This window comes from Thermodesulfobium sp. (genome assembly GCF_053498235.1).
In genome coordinates this window covers 21195-45760 of record NZ_JBRCUV010000038.1, presented here as the reverse complement: position 1 = coordinate 45760, position 24566 = coordinate 21195, and the positions used below count along the sequence as shown (strand labels likewise).

Annotated in this window: 23 protein-coding genes and 1 other annotated feature; of the genes, 18 read left to right on the top strand and 5 right to left on the bottom strand. The window is 33.3% G+C overall.

The genetic code is table 11. The features are described from left to right. The first annotated feature begins 73 nt into the window (after window positions 1-73). The 18 genes from ACWIUX_RS05360 to ACWIUX_RS05275 all read left to right on the top strand — a co-directional run bounded on the left by ACWIUX_RS05360 (window position 74) and on the right by ACWIUX_RS05275 (window position 20564). Window positions 74-1003: an MFS transporter gene (locus ACWIUX_RS05360; protein WP_448589698.1), complete on the top strand. Its 930-nt coding sequence runs from the start codon at window positions 74-76 to the stop codon at window positions 1001-1003. Window positions 1004-1212: 209 nt separating this feature from the next. Further along, window positions 1213-2193, top strand: a complete 981-nt coding sequence (locus tag ACWIUX_RS05355; protein WP_448589697.1) for an aldo/keto reductase — start codon at window positions 1213-1215, stop codon at window positions 2191-2193. A 12-nt stretch (window positions 2194-2205) separates the two neighbouring features. Further along, a complete protein-coding gene (locus ACWIUX_RS05350; RefSeq protein WP_448589696.1) occupies window positions 2206-2778 on the top strand; it encodes a hypothetical protein in 573 nt (190 codons plus the stop codon). A gap of 39 nt (window positions 2779-2817) precedes the next feature. Beyond that, window positions 2818-5040 carry a cache domain-containing protein gene (locus tag ACWIUX_RS05345; protein ID WP_448589695.1) on the top strand — a complete coding sequence of 741 codons (2223 nt, stop codon included), beginning with the start codon at window positions 2818-2820 and terminating at the stop codon, window positions 5038-5040. A gap of 24 nt (window positions 5041-5064) precedes the next feature. Next, window positions 5065-6381, top strand: a complete 1317-nt coding sequence (locus ACWIUX_RS05340; RefSeq protein WP_448589694.1) for a VWA domain-containing protein — start codon at window positions 5065-5067, stop codon at window positions 6379-6381. Window positions 6382-6407: 26 nt separating this feature from the next. Further along, complete coding sequence (locus ACWIUX_RS05335; RefSeq protein ID WP_448589693.1) at window positions 6408-7859, top strand: PP2C family protein-serine/threonine phosphatase; 1452 nt, start codon at window positions 6408-6410, stop codon at window positions 7857-7859. 20 nt (window positions 7860-7879) lie between these two features. Next, complete coding sequence (locus ACWIUX_RS05330; protein ID WP_448589692.1) at window positions 7880-9412, top strand: protein kinase domain-containing protein; 1533 nt, start codon at window positions 7880-7882, stop codon at window positions 9410-9412. Between the two features lie 82 nt (window positions 9413-9494). Beyond that, window positions 9495-9707: a binding site (T-box leader), on the top strand. Window positions 9708-9752: 45 nt separating this feature from the next. Beyond that, entirely contained in the window at window positions 9753-11441 is a 1689-nt protein-coding gene (ilvB, locus tag ACWIUX_RS05325) for a biosynthetic-type acetolactate synthase large subunit (protein ID WP_448589691.1), read from the top strand. Then, window positions 11438-11911, top strand: a complete 474-nt coding sequence (gene ilvN / locus ACWIUX_RS05320; protein ID WP_448589690.1) for an acetolactate synthase small subunit — start codon at window positions 11438-11440, stop codon at window positions 11909-11911. Before ilvB ends, ilvN begins: the two co-directional genes overlap by 4 nt. A 36-nt stretch (window positions 11912-11947) precedes the next feature. Further along, on the top strand, window positions 11948-12949 hold the full coding sequence (gene ilvC / locus ACWIUX_RS05315; protein WP_448589689.1) for a ketol-acid reductoisomerase: 1002 nt from the start codon (window positions 11948-11950) through the stop codon (window positions 12947-12949). Window positions 12950-12961: 12 nt separating this feature from the next. Beyond that, entirely contained in the window at window positions 12962-14485 is a 1524-nt protein-coding gene (locus ACWIUX_RS05310) for a 2-isopropylmalate synthase (protein WP_448589688.1), read from the top strand. A gap of 127 nt (window positions 14486-14612) precedes the next feature. Further along, a complete protein-coding gene (pilM, locus tag ACWIUX_RS05305; protein WP_448589687.1) occupies window positions 14613-15545 on the top strand; it encodes a type IV pilus biogenesis protein PilM in 933 nt (310 codons plus the stop codon). Further along, on the top strand, window positions 15535-16101 hold the full coding sequence (locus ACWIUX_RS05300; protein WP_448589686.1) for a PilN domain-containing protein: 567 nt from the start codon (window positions 15535-15537) through the stop codon (window positions 16099-16101). Before pilM ends, ACWIUX_RS05300 begins: the two co-directional genes overlap by 11 nt. Further along, window positions 16098-16820: a hypothetical protein gene (locus ACWIUX_RS05295; protein ID WP_448589685.1), complete on the top strand. Its 723-nt coding sequence runs from the start codon at window positions 16098-16100 to the stop codon at window positions 16818-16820. The genes ACWIUX_RS05300 and ACWIUX_RS05295 overlap by 4 nt, the downstream gene beginning before the upstream one ends. Before the next feature lie 11 nt (window positions 16821-16831). Beyond that, entirely contained in the window at window positions 16832-17353 is a 522-nt protein-coding gene (locus tag ACWIUX_RS05290) for a hypothetical protein (protein WP_448589684.1), read from the top strand. A gap of 19 nt (window positions 17354-17372) precedes the next feature. Next, entirely contained in the window at window positions 17373-19280 is a 1908-nt protein-coding gene (locus tag ACWIUX_RS05285; protein ID WP_448589683.1) for a type II secretion system protein GspD, read from the top strand. 68 nt (window positions 19281-19348) lie between these two features. Continuing rightward, window positions 19349-20089, top strand: coding sequence for a polysaccharide deacetylase family protein (locus tag ACWIUX_RS05280; RefSeq protein WP_448589682.1), 741 nt, complete (start codon window positions 19349-19351; stop codon window positions 20087-20089). Between the two features lie 16 nt (window positions 20090-20105). After that, complete coding sequence (locus ACWIUX_RS05275) at window positions 20106-20564, top strand: universal stress protein (protein WP_448589681.1); 459 nt, start codon at window positions 20106-20108, stop codon at window positions 20562-20564. Here ACWIUX_RS05275 and ACWIUX_RS05270 read toward each other — a convergent pair. The 5 genes from ACWIUX_RS05270 to ACWIUX_RS05250 are packed head-to-tail and all read right to left on the bottom strand — an operon-like array spanning window position 20554 to window position 24550. Next, complete coding sequence (locus ACWIUX_RS05270; RefSeq protein ID WP_448589680.1) at window positions 20554-21654, bottom strand: glycosyltransferase family 4 protein; 1101 nt, start codon at window positions 21652-21654, stop codon at window positions 20554-20556. The genes ACWIUX_RS05275 and ACWIUX_RS05270 overlap by 11 nt on opposite strands. Further along, on the bottom strand, window positions 21651-22517 hold the full coding sequence (locus ACWIUX_RS05265; RefSeq protein ID WP_448589679.1) for a lysophospholipid acyltransferase family protein: 867 nt from the start codon (window positions 22515-22517) through the stop codon (window positions 21651-21653). The genes ACWIUX_RS05270 and ACWIUX_RS05265 overlap by 4 nt, the downstream gene beginning before the upstream one ends. A gap of 6 nt (window positions 22518-22523) precedes the next feature. Next, entirely contained in the window at window positions 22524-23102 is a 579-nt protein-coding gene (locus ACWIUX_RS05260; RefSeq protein ID WP_448589678.1) for a CDP-alcohol phosphatidyltransferase family protein, read from the bottom strand. After that, window positions 23089-23823 (bottom strand): PHP domain-containing protein, encoded by a 735-nt coding sequence (locus ACWIUX_RS05255; RefSeq protein ID WP_448589677.1) that lies wholly within the window; start codon window positions 23821-23823, stop codon window positions 23089-23091. The genes ACWIUX_RS05260 and ACWIUX_RS05255 overlap by 14 nt, the downstream gene beginning before the upstream one ends. Continuing rightward, window positions 23816-24550, bottom strand: coding sequence for a lysophospholipid acyltransferase family protein (locus ACWIUX_RS05250; RefSeq protein WP_448589745.1), 735 nt, complete (start codon window positions 24548-24550; stop codon window positions 23816-23818). Before ACWIUX_RS05250 ends, ACWIUX_RS05255 begins: the two co-directional genes overlap by 8 nt. Between the last annotated feature and the right edge of the window lie 16 nt (window positions 24551-24566).

Sequence of the window (24566 nt, the reverse complement as noted above, 5' to 3'; positions counted from 1 at the left end):
TGTTAATCAAGACGCCCATATTTTCGCTATATATTTTTTCAGTTATATTATTATTCAAATTCCAGCTGGTTTTTTGTCTGATAAATACTCAGGCGGGAGGATAGTCTTTTTTTCATTAATTGGGTTGGCAATAGCTTCTTTTATGTCGGGGCTTGCTTTAAATATAGAACAAGAGTATATTACAAGTTTTTTGATGGGGTTTAGTTCTGGTTGGGTTTACCCTGCAACTATAAATATTATGAATTATTATTATAAAGAAGATAGGTCGATATATTTGGGTTATTATTCAGTAGCTTGGCCTCTTGCTATTGTTATAGCTGGGATTATAATTGCTCCAATAGCAATATATTTTAGCTGGAGATGGGTCTATTTTCTATCTGGATTTTTTAGCATAATATTTGCAATTTTGTCTTATCCGTTAAAGACCGATTATCAAGAAAAGAAAATTGATTTATCCGTTATCAAAGATAAGAATGTTATTTTAATATCTATAGCTGGTTTTTTGTTCTTTTTTTCTTATTGGTCAATTGTTTTATATGCCTATAAATATTTTGTGTCAATTGGTATAGATAAGGTAATAGCTGGTTTTATTTTTTCAGCTATGGCTCTTGCAGGCTTATTTTCTTCTGCAATTTCTGGTTTTATTATAAATAAATTTGGGTTAATGCGCACAATGGTTTTAATGTTGTTTTTGTATTCAATTCTAACCGTTTCTTTTGCTTTTACTGCTTCTGCTATTATGTTAATAATTATTTCTTTATTAATGGGAATTGCAAGATTTTCATTAGTCCCAATACAAGCAAATTTTTTAACCATAATAGGAAAACAAAATACTGGCAGTGTTACAGGTATTGCGAATATGTTTTGGCAATCGAGTGGTATTTTTGGCCCACTATTATCATCATACTTAATAAAAAGTATGGGCTTTGAGTATTTTTGGATAGTTTTGGGCATAATTGTTTTAGTATCGATATTTTTTTATAAAGCAATTAAAATTTGTTAATAGTAAATTATTCGAAAAAGTTTAAAAACTTAAAAGTATTAAAGAATCTTTAGTTCAAATCAAATCAAAGATCGAAGCAGCTGGCTGTAAAGTTGAAGTAAAGTAATAAATATAAGTCAAATGATATTTTGATCGAACTTAGGTAATCTTTTTTTTTATTTTCAAAAAATGTTAAACTAATATGAAATATATAACTTGAGGTGTATTTAATGGAATATAGAAGGTTAGGAACGTCCGATATTATGATTTCTGTAATAGGTCTTGGCACGTGGGCTATAGGAGGATGGTCTTGGGGTGGGACTGATGTTGAAAAATCAATTGAAGCGATAAGGGCATTTATCGATAATGGTGGTAATTTCATTGATACTGCTCCTGTTTATGGTTTGGGACTTGCAGAAGAGATTGTTGGAAAGGCTATTAAAGGCAAGCGGGAAAAAGTTATCTTGGCTACAAAATGTGGATTAGTGTGGGATACAGAGAAGGGATCGTTTTTTTTCCAGGAGGAAGATAAAGGTGTACATAGATATCTTGGTAAAGAATCTATAAAGAAAGAGGTTGACGAAAGTCTCAAAAGGTTAAATACTGACTATATAGATCTTTACCAAATTCATTGGCTTGATAGAACTACCCCTGTTGAAGATATTGTTGATGCACTTCTAGAGATTAAAAAGGCAGGAAAGGTTAGAGAAATTGGAATTTGCAATGCTGGAACCTTGGAAATTGAAGAATTTATAAGGCATATAAAAATTCAATCGGATCAAGAAAAATTTAATATGATTGATATGGAAGCAAGGTTTGACAATATTCCTTATTGTGTAAAAAATAATATTTCTTTTATAGCATATTCTCCTCTTGAGAAAGGGCTCTTGAGTGGAAAAATTACTATGGATAGAACTTTTCCAAAAGAAGATGCTAGATCTTATGAATCTAGATTTAGTCCACAAGTAAGGGGGAAAATTTTAAATTTGTTGAGTGAGTTTGATAAGTTAAAAACGAAGTATAATATAACAACAGCTCAACTTACTTTAGCATGGACTAGAATGATTCCTGGAGTTTCGTGTTTGCTTGTCGGGGCAAGAAATGTTGAACAAGTTTTAGAGAATTTAGGTTCTTCTGAGGTTTTTCTTGAACAAAAAGATTGGAACTATATATTTGATTATATAGAGAGAAAGGCTGAAAGTATACTTTAGAGGATGGGTGATTTGGGAAGGGTAGAGATCGTTAAAGATAATTTAAAAAAGGTTGTTCTAGAAAAAATTAAAGATATGCCTGTATATTCTTGGGTTGATAGCTTTCACGATGTATTTAGTTCTTGGGATGAATTTTTTGAAGCTTTAAAAAGGTACGATAAAAACATTTTGCCTATTATCAAGGATCTTACAAGCGAAGAGTTGGAAACTATAGAGAAAGAGATTGTAAAGGTATCGGTAGAGGCATTAAAATATAGAATTAGAGAAGAAATTGAAAGGGAACTTGCCAAAGTAGAAAGGTTTTGGATTATTGTAGACAAAGAAGGCCTAAAACTCCCAAGATTTATCGTTTATGACGATAGTGAGAATAAGAAAAAAGACTTTAACGTTTTTGATTGCTTGAGGGCATATGGGTTGCACCCTGAAGGAGGTAGTTCTTGGGAAGAAGTTGCAAGGGCGATTTTGTACTCTCAACAGAATAAAGAAGAATGGGATTTAGATCTTTATGCTACCTATCTTGAAGCTGAAGCTCAAGAACTAAATGAAGTTCAAAGCTGCTCTACAAAATATATGAATATGGTCTAATTTTTATAGTCAAAATATATAATTAAGCTAGGGGGTAATATGAGGCTTTTACGTATTTTCTTAAATGCTGCCCTTCGTAAAAAGATGGGCATAATGGTTCTCTTTAGTTTCTTTGTTTTTGGTTTGCTTTTATCGGGTGGTGGATTAGTTCAAATTTATAATTTTAGTAATGAGATTCTATTTAACGATATAACTAGTGCTTCTAAAGGTCTTAATTTCTTTCTTGACTCAAAAATTGCTGATTCAAAAAGAATTGCTTTAATTCTCTCTGATGAACACGAACTGATTAATGCTATAAAAAATAAAGATTTTGCTTTACTATCATCATTTATTGAGAAATTTTCCCAACTTTATCCTGGCTCATACATAACTATTACAGATTCAAATGGCATTGTTTTGGCCAGAAGCGCTAATTCTAATCTTAAGGGCGATAATTTATCTGATTTGCCGGAAGTTGCTAGTGCTTTAAACGGTAAAGTTGAGTCTGGTATTGCAAAGGGGCATGCTGCTGGTTTATCAGTTAGATCTGGAGCACCAGTTAGGGACGAAAGAGGAAAAATTATTGGAGCTATTTCAACAGGCTTTAAGATTGCTGGTACTAAAGATATTGTAAATCAGATTATGAATAATTTGGGAGTAGAAGTAGCCTTTTTTGAAGGAGATAAAATAGTTTCTTCATCTATCAAATCCAATGAATTATCTTCCTTTAGTAGATTTTTTAATCCGTCTATTTACAATCCTGTTTTGTATGAGGGGAGACCAGTTAGTTACGGAAAACCTCAGAATATATCAGAACTGTTTAGTTTTGCAAAGGAAATTTTATTTGGAAAACCTTATTTTGCTTATTATTATCCTTTGAAAGATGTTAATGGAAATGTCATTGGAATGTATTTTATAGCAAAAGATACGTCGTTTTATAATAATATGTTAAAAAGATTTACTATAATGCAAGTTGTCCTAAATATTGTCGCTATCATAATAGGAATAATTTTACTGTTGTTATCGATGGAGTTTTTCTTTATGAGGCCGATTGGACTATTAGTTAGAGACATTAAAAGAGTTGCATCTGGAGATTTAAGTCAGCCATTAAACCCAGTCTTTAACGATGAATTGGGAGTTGTTGTTAGGGCTGTAGAATCAATAAGGTCGAATTTTATTAACGTCATTGGAAAGATTAATTACGCGATTAAAGATTTAACTAACGTCTCAAACGAGCTTATAGTGGTTTCTTCTTCTCTTACAACCTATTCAAAAGAGGTTTCAGATTTATCTGAAATAAATACTAAGGGTGCTGAAAGCTTATCAGATATTTCTTCTAAATTAAATGAAGATAAAGATGTGCTCATAAAGAGTATCCAGGGTATTTCTAAAGGTGTAGAGGAACAAGCAGTTGCTGCTTCTAGTATTGCTCAAAATGTTAATAAAATAGCAAAGAGTATAGAAGATTTTACTGCCAGACTCAAAGACTTAAGTGATATTTTGTTCCAAGTAGATGCTAAAATTAAAGATATAGAAAAAGGTATTTTTGAAAAAAAGGTTGTTGTAAAAGAAGTTGTAGATATGATGTCTAATATAGATAGTTTCTCTCAGACAATAAAAGGAATCTCTGAAAAGATAAAGATCTCTTTAATTCCTATTCAAACGCTTGCAAACCAAATCCAACTATGGTCTAATAATGCTGTAATTGAGATTTCAAAATTGGGCGATCAAGGAAAGGTCTTTAATACAATTGTAGAAGAGATAAAGGGCTTATCTGAAAAACTTTTGTATATTTCAAATGAAACTTCTAGTAATCTGGCTGATAACTTTTTTAAATTTGGTAATTTTGACCCTAATCTCGACAAAAAAGTCGTAAATAGTGAGGATGTCAAGAATTACTTTTCTGAAATTGAGAATGCTGTCGAAGTTTTAAAGAATAATATTAGTAGTTTGTATCAGAAATTTGAAAGTATTAAAAATGAGGCCTTAGAGATAGTGTCTTCAAAGGATATCAAGAACATTGAAATAAGTTTAAGCAATCTTGCAGCTTTAGCAGAAGAGGATCTTTCTAATATACACGATCTTAATAAGGCATCTTTAGATGTTCAAAGAGCAATTGAAAATTTAGCTGAGATTTCGAAAGAAACCGTCTATTCAACAAATAATATTTCAGAAAAGGCTGTTCAACAACTAAAGGAAGCTGGTAAACTGGATGAGATATCAAATGATATTAAAATAAAGTCAAACGAACTTGAAGACGAGATTAGAAAGTTTAAAATATAGAAGATGATTTAAGGAGAAGGTAGAGTGCTAAAGGTAAATCTGAAGACTCATAGGAAGAGGTTGTTAGCAGAAACTGCTGGACAGAAGCTTTTTGTTTTGCTCAGCATTGAAGCAGAAAAAATTTTTGAAGAACGTGGGAAGCTTTTTATTTCCTTTGTACTTGATACCTCTGGCTCAATGAAAGAAACGGTAAACGATAAATCGAAGATCGAAATCGTCATTGAGTCTTTAAAAAAGATATTCGAATCTAATATTTTAAAAGATGAAGACGAGATAAGTATTGTAACTTTCGATGATGAAGCAAGGGTAGTCCTACCATTTACTGAGGCAAAGGAAAGAGATAAAATTTTTTCATCCTTTGAACTAATTAAGACGGGGACGGTTGGTACAAATCTTGGTACAGGAATGCAGCTTGCTTTAGAACTCCTTAAGGAAAAAAATGGTATAAAAAAGATGGTCGTTTTGACTGATGGGAACGTATTTGATATGGATTTAGTTGAAAAGATTTTAGATGAGCTTGTCTTTTCTAATATCTCAGTAATTTCTGTTGGAGTTGGAGATGAATGGAATGAAGACCTTCTGTGCAGGATTTCTGATAGAACTTTAGGCAAGCCACTTCACCTTTGTGATAATGAGACTAATTCTATGTATTCAAATGGTATTAGCGTTAGTAAATTGCCTTATGTTTTTTTGAATGAGTTGGGTCACGTAACTCAGGAGGTAATTACGAACCTTGAACTGTTAATAGAGTTAAAAGAAGGTTTTTCTCTTGAAAGAATAACGAAAATTTTTCCTGTTCAATATGAAATTATGACCGAATCACAGCCATATTTGTTGGGAAATTTGGAAGCGAGAAGAAAAAACGTTTACCTTTTAGAATTTGATGTCCCTTCTATGCCGGTTTCGAAGGTAGAGGTAGCAAGGATCGAAATGTTTTACCAAATTTCAAATAGCAATACAAGAGAAAAGGTTGATCCAATGGAAATTAGTATTGAATTTACAAAGGATCAACTGTTAGCTGTTCAAACTGATCAAGAGGTTATGGATTGGGTTCAACAAAGAAATATTGAAAAGATTGTGAATCAAGCAATTAACCATGCTCTCAAATCCCCTGAAGAGGCTGAAAAAATTTTGGCTTTAGCAAGAAGTCTTACTATAAAGTTGAGAAATGATGATTTAACGGCTTTAATAGATAAAGCAATTGAAGAGATAAGAGTTAAAAAGTATATAGGTTCAAATATAGCTAAGACGCTTAAAATTGGAACAAAGACCCAATTGTTGGATCATTCAAAAGAAGACGTACCTACAGATGATGATATAAGAAAGGCGACAGGTAGATAATTTGGCTAAAAATTTGGAGAAGTTGTATGGACGATGAATACTTTAAGAATTTAGATTTCAGGAAAATAGTAAATTATTTTAAAGTAATTGAGGTTTTTGGGGATGGTTGGAACAAATGTGAATATGATTCTAAATTTTTTCTTCTCTATAATGGAGATAAGACTAATCTTTATGAAAAGTTACTAAAAAATACGAATATTTTTCCTGAAGTAATTGATTGTTTTGAAAATAATATAATCTGCAAGTTTTATTCAGATATGAAAGTTAATTTGCCTTTACTTCCTGAGCAATCCTTATTTTTTATAAGGGATATTTGTGAATCCTTTATTTTTTTAAAAAAAGAGGGATTCACTTTTAAAGAGATTAACACTGACGATATAATTAAAACGAAAGATGGATTAAAATTTTCAAAAATTCCACCCATTGTGAGCTATAACCTCCTAGATTTTGAATTTACAAATCAAAATAACGATATTGAAGATTATGGAATTAAATTATTAGGTTCTCTTTTGTATGAATTATTAAGTGGTATGTCTATAAAAAACGGTTTTGATATCAAAATTATTTCACGTTATGATATACCAGGAATTCCTCAATTTTTGTCATTTGCTCTTCCAGGCAGCAAAGAGAAACTGTCACTAAATGACGCTCTTAATATGTTAAATCAAATTTGCTCTACAACTGAAATGAATCGTTGTAAATATAGTATTGGTTCAGCTTCTACAATAGGTTTGAATGTTTCAAGGTCAATTAATGAGGATTCTTATGGATATGCCCAGATGTATTTTTATAACCATTTTGGGAAACATAACGTATTAAAGGCGTGTGTTGCTGATGGTATGGGTGGAATGGAAGCGGGAGAAATTGCTAGTAAAGCAGCTGTGGACGCATTTTTAACTGAAGGATTCGAATTAATCGATGATGACGAGTATATCTCAAATCAAACGATCGAGCTTGCATGGAAGGCAAATAAAGCAGTTTTAAATAGTTTGAACGGAAAAAGTGGTGGTTGCACTTTCAGTGGAGTTTTCATTTATGACAACAAACTTTTTATGGCTCACGTTGGAGATACGAGAATTTATCTATATAAGGACAAAAGGCTTGAGAGATTGACAAATGATCACTCGCTTGTAGAAACATTAATTTTGGGTGGAATTATGACAAGAGAAGAGGCTTTAAATAGTCCTGATAAAAATAAACTTTTAAGGTCTATGGGATCTTTATTTGAAAGACAAGAGAATTATATTGATGGTTTGTTTCAAAAATTTGGAAAGCATTCAATTCAACTGGTTAAAGGAGACCTTATTTTGATTGTAACTGATGGAGTATGGGGTGAATTAGCTGACGATGAGCTATATTCTATAGCAAGTTCTTTGACGAATAGACCAGATGATTTGGTTAACGACCTGATCTCTATTGTTTTGAAAAGAGGGGCGCCTGATAATGCTACTGCATTAGCTATTTACAAAGAATTTTAATAAAAATTTAAGGAGAGGTTATGATCTTTTGTAGAGTTTGTGGGTACGGACCTATATCGGAAGAAGTAAAGGTTTGCCCAGTTTGTGGGACAACTATAAATGAGAAGACTTTTTCTGGAACAAGAACTCTTTCAATAATGTCATTGGCTTCTGGTACAGTTCTTCAAAGTGGCAAATATGTGATTGAAGACGTAATAATACAAGGTGGTTTTTCTTTTACTTATTCTGCTATTCAGACCCTGCTGGATACGAAAGTTGCTATAAAGGAATTATTTGCTTTGGGTGCTACGCGACAGGGTAGTGTAGTGATTTTTGAGGGCGAGGCGTCTGAAAGCATTGGCGAATTTTTAAATGAGGGAAGAATCCTTGCGAAACTAAATCATCCAGGAATTGTAAGAGTTCTTGATTTTTTTGAAGAAAACAATACTGCATATCTTGTAATGGAATTTCTAGATGGGGAGCCTTTATCGTTGCTTATTAATAGGGTAGGAAAGGTGTCGGAAGATGAAGCTTTAAATTATATAAAACAGGTTGCTCAAGCTTTAAAGGTAGTCCATGATGCTGGATTGTTGCACCAAGATATTAAACCTGACAATTTGATATTGACAAAAGAAGGAAGGATCGTAATTATAGACTTTGGATCGGCCAGACAATTTATTGCAGAAAAGACTGGTAATTATGACAGAATAGTTACTCCGGGATTTGCTCCTTTAGAACAATATGGTCAAAGAGTAAGAAGAGGGCCTTATACAGATGTTTATTCTCTTTGTGCTAACTTTTATACTTTAATTAAGGGTTTTCCTCCACCACCAGCTCCTGATAGATTGCAAACTTTAAAAGAGTTGGATTTATCTGGAATTAGTCCTAAAATTGCTAAAATTATTTCTAAGGGATTAGAGGTTAACGTAAACAATAGGATCAGGTCGATGGATGAACTTCTGTCAATGATCTATGAAATAGAGAATAGTAGTCTTTTAACAAAGGAAGACATCTCAAAGGATATATTGCAAAGAGTAGAAAGTTTAAGCTCAAATGAAGAAAGATTGAATTTAAACAAAGATAATATTACAGTTCTAGGAGATTTAACTAATATTGATATTTTAGATATAGAAGGTCAAGAAGACGCAACATTGCTTCATGAACTTGGTTCGAAATACTTTTTGGGTTTTGGCGTAGTAAGAAATTTTGATATTGCCTTTAGGTGTTTTAAAAAGGCTTCAGAAAAAGGTAACGCCGATGCAATGTATCATCTTGGACTTATGTATCTTCACGGTCAAGGCACATCTCAAGACGATAAAATGGCCTTTAAATACTTTAGAGAAGCTTCAGAAAAAGGTAATGCCGATGCAATGTACAGGCTGGGTTGGATGTACGAATATGGTAGAGGCACATCTCAAGACGATAAAATGGCAAAATATTGGTATGAGAGGTCAAAGGATTTGGGAAACATTGACTCAAAAAATAAACTAGAAAGTTTTTTGCCTGGATTAAGTCCAAAAAGGAATAAAGGTGGATTTTTTGGAAAAATATTTAAAAATATTTTTGGAGGTTAAGCTTTTTAATTTTAGAAAAGTTTGACAATTTAAATTTAAGGTTTATCATATATAGAATTAATATATTGAAAACCTAATACAGTTAAAGGCTAAGAACAGGAGTAGTAGAAAGCTTAACTTTTTAAGAGAGCCGAAGGTTGGTGCGATTCGGTAAAGGGCGCTTTCGAACTCGCCTGGGAGCTTTTCTGGTGAAAGTAAGTAATCAGAAACGTGAGGCTGCGTTAATGCTTTGAGTGAACCATCCATTTGGATGGTTAATCGTGGTGGTACCGCGGAATTTCCCTCCGTCCTCGTGATGTGAGGGTTTTTTTTTAAACAATCTTGGAAGGAGGGATTTTATATGAAAATGAGAGGAACTGCTGCAATCTTAAAGGTTCTTGAGTCACAAGGCGTTAAAAATGCATTTGGCATTACTGGTGGGGCAATAATGGGTCTTTATGATGAACTTTACAAAAATCCAGTTTTTAAACATTATATGATGAGGCATGAACAAGGGGCAGCCCACGCTGCAGATGGTTATGCGAGAGCTTCAGGTGAAGTTGGAGTGTGTATTGCCACTTCAGGGCCTGGAGCGACAAATCTTGTAACGGGAATAGCAAATGCTTATATGGACTCGATTCCTATTATTGCGTTAACTGGTCAAGTGCCGACAAGCGTTATGGGTACCGATGCGTTTCAGGAAACCGATATATTTGGTATAACTTTGCCTATTGTAAAGCATAGCTATATTGTTAAAAATCAACAAGAAATACCTACTATTTTTAAAGAAGCTTTTTATATTGCGTCTACAGGAAGGCCTGGACCAGTACTTATCGATCTTCCAAGAGATATTTTAATGAATGAAAATGAGTTTAATTTTAATAAACCTATTAACATTCCTGGCTATAAACCAACGACCGAAGGACATCCTTTACAGATTAAGAAAGCAGTTAAAGTTATACAAAAATCAAAAAGACCAGTACTTTTAGTTGGTGGTGGAGCAAGGGATTGCGTTGATGAGATTAAGGAATTTGTTGAAAAAACTCATATTCCTGTAGCTCATACATTGCATGGCAAGGGTGTCTTGCATCCTGATTCTGTTTATCATCTTGGGATGCCTGGTATGCACGGTTTGCCCTGCGCTAATAAGGCACTAATGGAATCTGATTTGATCATTGCAGTTGGAGCACGATTTGACGATAGAGTCACTGGCCATCTTGCTTCGTTTGCACCACACGCAAAGGTGATTCATATTGACGTTGATCCAGCTGAAATTGGGAAAAATGTTCCGGCATTAATTCCTATAGTGGGGTTAAGCAAGAATGTTTTAGCACAATTAAATAAAGAACTTGAGCAAATGCAACCAAAGAACGAGTGGATGAAACATATTGAAGAATGGAAAAAAGAGTTTTGCCTTGAATATAAACCACCTAAAGCTCACGATGGTATTTATCCGCAAGAGTTTTTTTATATTTTTAGTCAGATTTTGGATACAAACGGTATTGTTGTAACCGATGTTGGCCAGCATCAGATGTTTGCAGCCTTGTATCTCAGAAGATTTGATCCAAGGACATTTATTTCTTCAGGTGGTCTTGGAACTATGGGATTTGGACTTCCAGCTTCCATAGGTGCCCAGGTTGCAAAGCCAAATCAGCTAGTGGTTTGTATTGCTGGAGATGGTGGATTTCAGATGACTATTCAAGAGTTGGCTGTTTTAAACTCTTACAAATTGCCGGTGAAGATAATCATTGTTAATAACGGTTATTTAGGAATGGTTCGTCAGTGGCAAGATTTGTTTTTCGAGAAGAGATATGCTGAAACAGATCTAATATCTGGAAACCCAGATTTTGTAAAAGTTGCTGAGGCTTATAGCATTCCAGGAAGAACTGTGAAAAAAAATACTGAACTAAAGGAAGCAATTGAAGAATGTCTCTCTTCTTCTGGTCCCTACTTATTAGATGTTTGGGTAGAGAGGGAGGAGAACGTCTTTCCAATGGTTCCTCCAGGTGTTGATATAACAAAGATGATTTTTGGGAGGGAAAGCAAATGAGACACACTCTTAGTTTGGTAGTTATTAACAAAGCAGGTGTTCTTGCAAGAGTTGCTGGATTATTTGCTAGGCGCGGTTACAATATTGAGTCTTTAACTGTAGCTCCTATGGAGAATGAAGGCTATTCACGAATGACAATACTAGTTGAAGGCGACGACAAGGTTGTTGAACAGATAGCGAAGCAACTTCACAAACTTATTGATGTGATTAAGGTGTTTGATTATTCGCAAGAAAATATTGTTGAAAGGCAGCTAGTTCTTATAAAAACAAAGGCAAGTGGGCCAGTACGATCTGAAATTCTGCAAATAATAAATATTTTTAGAGCCCGCGTAGTGGATCTTTCTAGGGATACTTTAACGGTTGAAGTAACAGGGGATGAAGAGAAGGTTTATGCTTGTCTTAATTTGCTTAAACCGTATGGAATTATAGAAGTTTTGTTTAGTGGTAGAGTTGCTATGAAAAGAGGGTAATTTAAATTTTTACAAAAATAATGGGAGGTTATAGGAATGGTTAAAGTGTATTATGATCAAGATGCGGATTTAAAATTCTTAAAAGACAAGAGAATTGCTATTTTGGGTTTTGGGAGTCAAGGGCATGCTCATGCTTTAAATCTTAAAGATAGTGGTCTTGACGTTATAGTAGCTTTAAAACCCGATTCAAAGAGCGCTCAGAAGGCTATTAATTCTGGCCTAAAAGTGACAACTGTGTCTCAAGCAACACAAGATGCCGATATTATAGTGTTTTTGATTCCTGATGAACTTCAGTCAAAGATATATGCAAACGAAGTAAAACCCTATCTCAAGGCTGGTAAAGCTTTAGTTTTTGCTCATGGTTTTAACATCCACTTTAATCAAATTATTCCACCTGCTGATGTAGATGTTTTTATGGTAGCGCCGAAGGGGCCTGGACATCTTGTTAGAAGACAGTTTGAGGAGGGGAAAGGTGTTCCATGTTTGTATGCTATTTATCAAGATGCAAGCGGGAATGCTTTTGATATGGCGCTTGCTTACGCCAAGGGAATTGGTGGTACTAGGGCTGGAGTTTTGAATACAACTTTTAAAGAAGAAACCGAAACTGATTTATTTGGTGAACAAGCCGTTTTATGTGGTGGTCTTACTTCTTTGATAAAAGCTGGGTTTGAGACTCTTTGTGAGGCGGGATATCAGCCTGAACTTGCGTATTTTGAAGTCTTACACGAAATGAAACTTATAGTTGATTTGATTTACGAAGGCGGATTTGGATGGATGAGGCATTCAATTTCAAATACAGCGGAATATGGTGACCTAACTGTAGGACCACGAGTAGTAGGTCCTGAGGTTAAAGAGAACATGAAAAAAGTTTTAAACGATATTCAAAGTGGGGTATTTGCTAAAGACTGGATTTTGGAAAATGCTGCAGGTCAGCCTGTGCTCAATGCACTTAGAAAAAAGGCAAGGGAACACAAAATCGAAGAAGTAGGAAAGAAAATTAGAGCAATGATGTCTTGGTTGCCAAAAGTTGAATACTAAGGAGTGAGTATCTTGAAAAGAATTAAAATTTTTGATACAACTCTCCGTGATGGGGAACAATCTCCTGGTGTAAGTCTAAATAGTGAAGAAAAGTGTGAAATTGCAAAACAATTGGCTAGGCTTAACGTCGATTGTATTGAAGCTGGATTTCCTATTGCTTCTGAGGGTGATTTTAGAGCCGTACAACAGATTGCGAGGGAGGTAAAGGGACCAATAATCGCAGCCCTTGCAAGGGCGAAAAAGGAAGATATAGACAAAGCTTGGGATGCAATAAAGGAGAGTGAAAAGCCAAGAATTCATACTTTTTTGGCTACGTCCGATTTGCATCTTGAAAAGAAACTTCAGATTTCGCGTGAGGTTGCTTTATCTAAAATAAGAGAATCTGTAAAATATGCTAGCTCTCTATGCTCAGACGTAGAGTTCTCTGCAGAAGATGCTTCTAGAAGCGACCTTGAATTTCTTGCCCAGTGTGTTAGTGTAGCTATAGAGGCAGGTGCAAAAACAATAAATATACCTGATACTGTTGGATATGCCACACCAAGTGAAATGGCTGATATCATTCGTTATTTAAAGGAAAACGTAGTAGGAATAGAAAAGGTAGATCTCTCTGTTCACTGCCACAATGATCTTGGTCTTGCTGTTGCTAATTCTTTGGCTTCTATTGAAGCAGGGGCTACTCAGGTAGAGTGTACAATTAATGGGATTGGAGAAAGAGCTGGAAATGCAGCTTTAGAAGAGATAGTAATGGCACTATTTGTTAGGAAAAATTTTTACCAAAGTTACACTGGAATAAATACTCAGGAAATTTATAGAACTAGTAGGCTTGTATCTTCATTGACTGGCATGAATGTACAGGCGAATAAGGCTATTGTTGGTGCAAACGCCTTTGCACACGAGTCAGGTATACATCAAGATGGAGTTTTAAAGGATAAAAGGACATATGAGATACTTGACTCAGAACTGATAGGACTTACCGGTTCACAAATGGTACTTGGTAAACATTCAGGCAGACATGCCTTTAGAAAAAGGATTGAAGATTTAGGATTTAGACTATCTTCGAGTGATCTTAACAAGGCATTTATAGCTTTTAAAGAAATGGCTGACAAGAAACAACAAATTCACGATATGGATCTAATTACTCTTATAAGTGATATCATTTTTCAGGGTGAAGAATTTTATAGGGTTGATTATGTTAGTGTCTTTTCAGGCACTAACTCCTATCCTACAGCTACTGTAGTTTTGGAGAAGAATTCTGGAGAAAGGTTGATAGATTCAGGTATAGGCAATGGCTCAGTAGATGCAATTTATAAGACAATTGAAAAAATAGTAAATTTAAAGCTCAATTTAGTTGACTTTAACATTAAAGCTATCACAGGCGGAACTGATGCATTAGGAGAGGTTACGGTTAGAGTTCAAGATTCAGATAAGAGAGTTTTTATTGGTAGAGGTTCGGATACCGATATTCTTGTAGCGTCTGCGAAAGCATTTGTAAGTTCTGTAAATAAGATGATTAGCTATAATTCAATGCAAACTTAAGAAAAGAAAAATGTGGGGGGGATAAATTTTAGAATATGCTTACTATTGACAAAATCTGTATTGAAGTATACTGTATATAAAGTATAATAAATACAATATTATAAACTTTTTTTGGGTGGAGGAAGAGTTGTTTTTATTTAGAAAGAAAAAGATATATTGTGGCATAGAGATAGATGGCAATATATTAAGATTTTCTCAGGTTGAAAATCGCAAATCTTCCTTTCTTTTAAAGGATTATCAAGAAGTTATATTGCCGCAACCTTACACCAAAGATTCAAATATTGAAAGCGTAAAATCATTTTCTTCTCTACTCGAGCAACAATTTGGAGGTTTGAAAAATGTTGATTTTGTATTAGGATTACACGGTACTCAAGTTATTCTAAAGAATGTTAGACTTCCTATGTTGCCTGCTGAGGAAGTTCCTCTTGTAGTAAGATCTGAAGCTGATAGATATTTGCCGATACCACCAGAAGAGGCATATCTTGATAGCTGCTTTTTACGGGATATAAGTATAGGAAATGACAGTTTTGTTGATGCTCTCTTGGTTGCTATTCCTAGAAGGATTGTTGACCCATATATAGACTCCTTTAATAGGGCTAATTTAAACCTCAGTAAAATTGACATTTCAATTTTAGCTCTTGCAAGAGCGCTTGGAGAACAGCTTCTTTCCGGAATACAAATGATTATGAAAATATTTTTTGAGGGAGTTAATATTTTAATTCTTGATGAGGGATTTCCTGTATATCAGCGTTTTATTCTAATTCCTTATGATAATCTCGTGAAAAATGAGAGCGGGAGTTTGGATTTACTTCTATCTGAGATTGAGAGAACAATTAACTTTTACCTTTCTGATAAGGTTAATAAAGAAATTAGCAAATTAAGCTTTGTTGGAAGAAGTGAGAATGATAAGTCTTTGTTTAATAATATAAAAGAAAAAATTGGTATTTCCTTTGGAGAGGCAAAAATTATTCCAAATAAATTACTGAAGGGAAAATTTGATGAAAATGCTCTTATTTATTCTGGTATTTCAGTGGGGTTAGGGATGAGAAATGAAAGATAACGTCTATTTAAGATATGTAATAAATTTACTGCCAGAGGAATTTGTAGAAAAGGGCAGCGAGTTTAACCAAAATTTGATTTTTCTAGTTCCTGTTATTGTTCTTTTTTTTATGCTAGTTTTGACAGGCGTATCTTTCGCTTTAAATTTTTATATTTCAGCTAAGATAACTAACGTAAACAACCAAATTACGATGTTAATGCCGGATGCTTTAAATTATGACGTTCTTTTAAAGAAGAAAAATGAATTACAAGAAGCTAACAGAATTTTGCAGGGGATAGACCAAAGATCAAAGGTGGACATTGATGTGTTAGAAGATCTAAGATCTAATATACCTGCTGATACCTGGATTACCTCGTTAAAAATAAATGGTTCGCATTACACTTTAAATGGTTCTTCACTTAGCTCTACCTCGCCGCCGTATTTTTACTATTTAATTTCAAAATCAAAAATACTCTCTAATCCAAGATTAGATGAAATTATAAGAGTATCTAATAAGGGCAAAGAGAACTCAGGTGATGTCTTCAATTTTATTTTTGATTTTGAGGTTTTAAGATGAAAAGCTTTATATTAAATTACTTTAAAAATTTAAGCTATAGAGAGAAAAAATTGCTTTCCTTTACGCTCTCACTTTTGCTTATTGTCTTTTTTGGCATGTTTTTTATATTTCCTCAGATCCAACAATTTTTGGTACAGAAATCAACTTTTGATACTAAACTAGCTCAGTTAAATGAGTATAAAAATAAATCTATTGCTCTAGCCGCTTTAAGAAGGGATTTTAATGAGGCTAGTTCTGAGATTGATAAAATTAGATCAAGATTTATAGTTCAGAACGATATGCCCAAGATGTTTGTGGATTTATCGAATTTAATAGAGGCGTCAGGAGGTACTCTTGTGGAATTTAAACCAGAAGGAATATCCGAAACTCCTAACGTTCAACAAAATAATAAACAACCAGCAAATAGCGGCGAAGCTTTTAGTAAGACGGTTATGCAGCCGGCTAATCAACCTACAGCTGGTAATGTAGCACAACCGTTATCAAATACTAATCCTTACTTAAATGCTGAAAAAATTCTTAATATTAAGACTATAAAGTTTGCGCTTAAGGTAGATTTTCATGGATATGAGGCAATGAAAAAATTTATGCAAAGTTTAAGTACATTTCCTAAAATACTTACGTTGGATAACTTCCAAGTAGTTGGATACTCAGAGAAGGATAAAACTTTGAGACTTGATATGACTTTAGACGGGTTTTACGATATGTCAAAGCCTAAATAGGGAGAACGAATATGGATAAAGAAAAGAGAATGAAAATTATATTGGGAGTTCTTGTTTTAATTCTGATAATAGCTGTAGGAATTAACCTTTATCCTCAAATATTTCAATTAAATGCAAATAAACCAAAAGTTTCTACTAATGCTATTCAGCCTTCTGAAGTTAAAAAAGAAAACGTCGTGACTTCGAGTAATATTTTTAACCCTGAAACTCTCCAAAAACCAAACGTGCCGATAGGTAGATCTGATCCTTTTATTCCTCTTATTAGCTCGGAAAGCAATACAAATAAAGTTCAAGGTTCATCTGGTTCTAGCATTAATTTGCCTATGATTAAAGCAAGTCCTTTTCCACCTACTCTAAAGTTGGTAGGAGTGTTAAGAGTAGGAGACAAAATGATGGCAGTTATAGAAAATGGACAGCAAACATATACTGTTAAGCGCGGTGATATTATATTGGGAAACATAAGGGTCGAAAATATATACCTTAATAGTGTTGTTTTAACTTCTTCTGGCCAAACAAGAATCTATCAACTATAAAATATGTGAGGTGAGTCTTATGAAATGGTTTTTAAGTTCCTGTTTTTTTATAGTTTTTTTATTTTTATCTTTTATATTTACAAATTTGTCGTATGCAGATGATAAAGTTATGCTTGTTAATATAGGAACGAACAATCAAGATACTTATGACGAATTAACCCTTACTTTTAATGGTTCTATAGATCTCAATAGCGTTAAAGAGGAAAGACTTAATTATCCAGATTGCATAAAATTTACCTTTAAAAACGTAGGTCTTTCACTTAAACCAGGACAAAAATTTTTTGCAAATCTCTCAAAAATAGATTATCTTTCCTATTACATTGTTCCAGAAGGAGTTGAGCTTTATGCTTATCTTAGGGATCCTGATACTAGCGTAAATTTCCAAAAGACTGCAGATAATGTTTTGGAATTGAAGTTTCAATCAAAAGAGATATCAAAATCTGAGCAAACTAAAACTTCAGAAAATAAAGGTACTGAGAATAAATCTTCTAACCAAAGCGCTTCGAGTTCTTCTAATGAAAACGATTTAGATTCTGGACTTTATCCAAAGGGTTACAATCCTTCTGAGTTAAAGTCAAAGATTGAAAATACACAAAATGAGAGTGCTTACAACTTTCAGACTAATAATTCTCCAATGATCTCATATATGGCTTTTAAGGGTGCAGATATAAGGGACGTTTTGGCGACGTTGGCGAGGTTGGGTGGATATAATCTAGTTGCAGCTGATTCTGTTAAAGGCTCAGTTACCGTTGATCTTAAAGATATAAGCGTAGATGATGCAATTAAGCTCGTTACGAAAATTAATAACTTCTCGATGCAAAAAGTTGGCAACGTTCTTGTAGTGGGAACTGATAAGGATCTGAGTAATTTTGGTGTGATCAGGGTTTATAAACTATATAATGTAGGAAATAAAACTGTTATTGAAACTTCTACTTCAGCGACTTCGGGCGGTACTACCGGTGGGGGTGCATCAGGACTAACTATAAATAAAGTGACTACCATGAGACAAGGAGTTGATGTTGCAAAATTGATAGCAGAAGGTATTGGAGCAACCTTTTCATCAACAAAGATTGCCTCATCTTCTGGTGGTGGTGGAGAGTCAACATCAACAAGTAGTTCGAGTAATAGCTCTGGAAAGGTCCTTTATGATGACAGGACTAATACAATTACTGTTATAGCGCCAGAGGATAAACAAAAAATTGCAGAAGAATTGTTACAAAATCTTGATAAACCTCTTAAACAAATTGAAGTTCAAGTGATGGTGATTGAACTTGATAACCAGGGAATTAAAGAGCTTGGTATAAATTGGCCAAATAATATTCAGTTTTCTGGAACTGTTACTGGTACAAGAACTTATGGAACTTCGAAAAGTAAGTCTACTGTTTTTACGGGCACAATTTCAAACATTACTGCTTCCCTATATGCACAGTTGGATAAAAGCAATGGAAAAATACTTTCAGATCCAAGAATTCTTGCTTTAGATGGACAGGATTCATATGTTTTTGCTGGTGATAAACTATATATTCCACAGGTGTCTTCAGCAACAGGCGGTAATGTAACTTATACCACGAATGAGTACGACGTAGGAGTTCTCTTGAAAATTACACCCTTTATTGGTGAGAATAACGAAATTACTATTCATGTTACTCCTTCTGTTTCTGCATTTAACGGTAATATTTCTCAACTTCAGATTAATCAGCCATTTACTACGACTATAAGAGAGGCTGATGTTACTGCAAGGGTAAAGGATGGACAAACTTTTTATATTGGTGGCCTTATAAGTGACGAAGAAAGAAAAGAAACAATATCTATTCCGGGGTTAGGCAATATGCCTATTCTTGGGCCAATGTTTAGATATGATTATAATTTGAAAAATAGGACAGAAATAATATTTTTACTTACACCTCATATTGTAAAAAATAGCTAGTGTTAAAAAGATATTCTTTTGTCCTCTTATTAATTTTTGGCTTGCTAATATTTTATTTTGGTAATAGGATGCAGGATGAAACAAAGTTTAAAAACAAAGATGAAACTGTTAAAGAAAATGTTTCAAAAAATCAAAATGAAAACCAAGTTTTTAAAACTAATCCTCAAGAAAGAAACAGCGAAAGAAAAAATGATGAGATATTAAAAAAATATAGCTCAAACTACGAAATTGACAGAGCCAAAGGTAAAACTGTAGTTTTGACTTTTGATGCTGGTGCCGATGGTAGTAGATTGCCAGACATCTTAAACATTCTTTCTGAAAATAAAGTTAGAGCAACCTTTTTTCTTACTGGTCCCTTTTGCGAAAAGTATCCAAGTTTAGTCAGAAAAATTACAGAATACGGTTTTGAAGTTGGAAACCACTCTTATGCACATAATGATATGACAAAAATGTCTAATGAAGCAATTAAGGAAGATATTCTTAGGGCTCAAGACATAATTATTAAAACTACAGGTCAAGATCCAAGACCTTGGTTTAGGCCGCCTTATGGAGCTAGAAATGATAGGGTAAGGGGAGTATTAAAATCTCTAGGTTATGAAACAGTATATTGGACTATTGATTCTCTTGATTGGGAAGATAATATGACTGTTGAAATGGAAAAAAATAGAATATATAATAACTTGGTAGATGGAAGTATTATTTTACTTCATATTGGCAGTAAAACGACTCCAATAATTCTTTCAGAGATGATAAAGTATTTTAAAAGCAAGAATTATAGGGTTACTGATTTATCTGGTGCTCTTAGATGAATGAAGGAGGCTATTTATGAAAATTCTAGTAGCTGTCGATGGTTCTAAGTATTCTAGAGAAGCAGCTTTGTGGGCAGTAAAAATAGCTAGAAAAGAAAATGAAGCTAAGATTATAGCAGTTTATGTAGAAAGGCTCTTTTCAAGAGAGAATTATTTATTAAATGATGAAGAATTTGATCTAAGTATTGAAAAAAAGGCAAATGATATATTTGAAAAATCATTTGAGAATATAGATATTGAGGGCATTAAACTTGAAAAAGTAGTAGAAAAAGGTAGCCCTGCATCAAAGATATTAGATGTTGCTGATAGAGAAGATGTTGATTTAATTGTAGTCGGCAATAGAGGAAGTTCTGGTATAAGCAATTTCTTTTTAGGATCTGTATCTGATAAAGTTTTTACTTATTCAGTTAGACCTGTTCTTGTTGTAAAGATTAGAGAAAAGGAACCAATAATAGAAACTGTAGCTATAACTTAGTTTTGAAATTCGCTATTGCCTCTTTATAAAGCTCAACAACTGCACTTGTGATTTTTTCCCATGCAAAGTTAATTGCATAGGGTCGTGCTTTTCTCTCTAATTCTTTCCTTGCGTCTATATTTTTAATTAGATAGCATATTTTACTTGCAAGGTCATTCGAATCGTTTGGTTCAACCAATAAACCGTATTGTCCATTTTTTAATAGGCTTCTGTAACCTGTGATATTTGATGCTATTACTGCTGTGCCACATGAAAGAGCTTCTAAAATAGTCATTCCAAAGCTTTCTCCGCCTAATGCTGGTGAACAGAATATCCAGGCTCTAGCATACTCTTTTGCCAGATTTTCTTCGCTTAATTCCCCTAGAAACACAATACCATCAAGGTCTTGAAATTTATTAATTCTTTTTTCTGTTGAGTATCCAGCAATCCTAAGTTGAGCATTTGGGAATTTTTGAAAAATTTTATTCCATGCTCTTAATATTACGTCAAGTCCTTTTCTTTTTTCAAGTCGGCCTACAAAAAGTATTGTAGGTTGTTGATATTTTTCTAAAGGTGCAAATATTTCAATATTAACTCCGTTAGGTATAATCTTAAATTCACCAGAAATATATTGTTCTGCAAAGTGCATTGATGCTTCAGAAACTGCGATTTTAATGTTTATTTTGTCAGAAAATCTTTTTGAAATCGGTTTGAACCATTCGAATGGAAATGGTATGTCAGAATAAGCGTGAAAGGTACCTACAATAGGCTTATTTATAGTAAATATAGAAAAAAGAGATGGGCCAGGGGCGAAGGGTTCGTGAACATGCCATAAATCAAAGTTTTCTTTTAACAAAAGTATTTTACCGATTGCTCCTGGTGTAGGAGCAAGTCTTGCTATTGAACCATTTGTCATAAATGGGAATGATCGACCTACAGTGTGAAATTTAGAATGTTCAACATTATAGGCAAGTGGTTTTCCTGGTTCTGCAGGAGCAATTATGTGTGCTTCTATATCATATTTTTCTAAATATTTTTGTAGGAAAAACAGATGGCTGTTAACTCCACCTTTAAAAGAGAAGGAATATGGGCTGACTAAGGCTACTTTCATTGAAAATCATCTCCAATCCAGTTCGGCTGAAAAATAAACCATTGTGTTGGGCTTTTTTTTACCAGTTCTTCTATATTTTTTATTAATAAATTTGTAATTTCTTCTATTGAACTTTCGCTTTTATAGTTTATTTCTTTGAAATATATGTCATATTTTTTATTTGTTCTATACAAACTTGCTACAAAAAGTAAAGGTTTGGCTTTTTTTATTAAAAATGAAGGTCCGTCATTGAAGATGCATTCTCTACCGAAAAATAAAGTTTTTTTGCCATGCTTTGTTAAATTTCTATCCACTACTAATGCCATTATGTTGCCATTTTTTAATTCTTTTAGTAATTTTACTCCGGTAAATTCATCTAGTGGAATTACGTTTAATCCAGCTTTCTCTCTAATCTTTTTAAAAAAAATAAACAACCATTTGGGTTTTATTGGTTCAACTACAGTAAAAACCTGTTTATTACATTCCTTTCCTATCGAAGCAATTATATATGAGCCCAAATCCCAGTTTCCAAAGTGTGCAGTAATTACAATTATACCTTTGCCATTTGCTTTTTTGAAATGTTCCTTTAGTTTTAAGTAAGATAAATCATAGTCATTAATAAAATATTTAACAAGTTTAATTAAGATTGGCAATAAAATTATTTCAAGATAATAAACAGAATAGTTATAAAAATTTTGGCTTACTAAACGGTTTATTTCCTTTTCACTTAAATTTTGAAAAAGGTTCTTAAATCTTAATTTTGCTAGATAAACCCCCTTTTTGTGGATTAATCTCATAAAAAGTGAGATGGGATATGCAATTATATTTATAAGTATAAAAATAAAACTACATAAAAGATTTTTAGCCTTTTCTTTGCAGGACATAACATCTCAATTCCCCTTATATCCTTTGAGGGCTATTAAAATCCTTTGAAAAGTTGTAAATATTGATAATAGTGTAAGTATTATAAGTCCTACTAACAAATAGCCTGATGCAAGAGCAATAATTAACAATAAGAGTCTTTCTGGTCTTTGCATAAGCCCCCCCTTAATAGGAACATTATCACATTCTGATCTTGCTTTTGAATAAGAAATCATAAAGGAAAAAATCATTGATAAAAAAGAGAAAATTATAATCAGGTTACTATTATTAATTATTCCGTATATAGCTATAAAAGTAAAAATAAAACCTTCTGAAAGCCTGTCAAGAGTGGAATCTAAAAAACCACCAAATTTGGTTATCTTTCCAGAAATTCTTGCGACTAACCCATCTATTGAATCAAATGAAACTGCAATTAATAAAAGTAAAGCGCTCAAAATATTTGGAAGAAATATAATAGATAATGAGGAAAAGAAGGTGAATACAGTGCAAAAAATCGTGATAGAGTTTGGAGAGATGTTCATTTTTGATAGTAGTTTTGCTATTGGGTAAATAATTGGTTTTATTAATTTTCTCTTATCTATATCCATTTATTAGCTTCTCACTTATTTTTTGTGCAAAACTTTTAATATCTGAATTTAGTCTTGTTTTAGCAATTCTAAGATGTTCTTTTATGCTCCAAAAATCTCCATATGCCCTTGTCTGTCTGTTTATAATAGCTCTCTTTACGTCTTCAAGTGTTTTTGTATTCTCTGGGAATAAAGTGTATGCACTTCCTATTGTGTCTAGTGTATGAGAATCAGTTCCAGCAACTTCTGCTAAATTTAAGATTTTATTTAGCTCTAAGACCTTTTGTCTGATAACTCTTCCTGCTAGTGTTGGATTTATGATTTCTATTGCATCAGGTTTTGGGAAGTGCTCCCTTTTAAATATTTTCTTAATGCAATGAAGAGGAATACTATAAGTTAACGGGCTCATCGGATGGGGCAGTACTATTATTCCTCCCGATTCATACGTTATTTCTATTGTTTTGTAAAGACTGGTAAACTTTCTAATGTGTTTCTCTATAAACAGGCATATTACATGTCCTTGAAGAGTAGTTACCTCAACTCCTGGAACCACAATTAACCCGTATTTGTCACCTAATTCGGCTGCCTTAAGAGAACCCTTTATGTTGTCGTGATCGGTTATGGCGATTATTTTTAGATCGGTATTTTGTGCTGCATATTTAACAATCTCTTCTGGTGAAGCTATTCCATCGCTAAAGTTGCTGTGTATATGCAGATCGGCCTTGATAAGTTTTCTATCCATTTTTTACCTCTATTGGTAAAAAAATATACCATTGTTGCGGATAAACTTTTACGTATTTTTCAAAAGAATATGCCCATTCTTGCATTGCTGCTTTGTAGTCTTTTTTTGGTTTAATGCATTCTTCTATGTGACAATCGAAGTTAAATGTTGCTTTTCTAATTATAAATACTGGTAAAATTGGACATTGTCTTGAGGTTGCAATTTGAAAAGCTGCTTTTGGAAAAGCAATTTTGTGATTTAAAAAATTTACGTAGTCAGATGGATGGTTTATTGATATATCGCTTAGCATGCATAAAATTTGATTTTCTTTAAGTGAGCGTATTATTTCTTTAACGCCATTCTTTGCAGGAATTACGTCAAAACCGATTCTTGAACGTATTAGTTTTATTAAATTACCCGCAAGAGGGAAATCAAGATTGGCAACGACTTTCAATCTTTTGTTATTGTATATAAATAGGCTTCCAACATCCCAGTTGCCTATATGCGCTGTGCTCACTATTACCCCCCTTTTTAATGATAGGGCTTCATCAAGCCGTTCTAAGTTAAGAAAATTTATATTAAATTTTTTTTTGTTTATAAACAATATTAAGAGTTCATATAAATAATCACTATAAGAGAGAAGGGCTTCTTTGGCAAGTTGCTCAGGATTGTTATGGTTTGATGCTTCGCCTATTATTTTATAATTGTTGAGTATGATCTCTCTTTTGTTTTTATTATCCCAATATATACCAAATATTACTTTT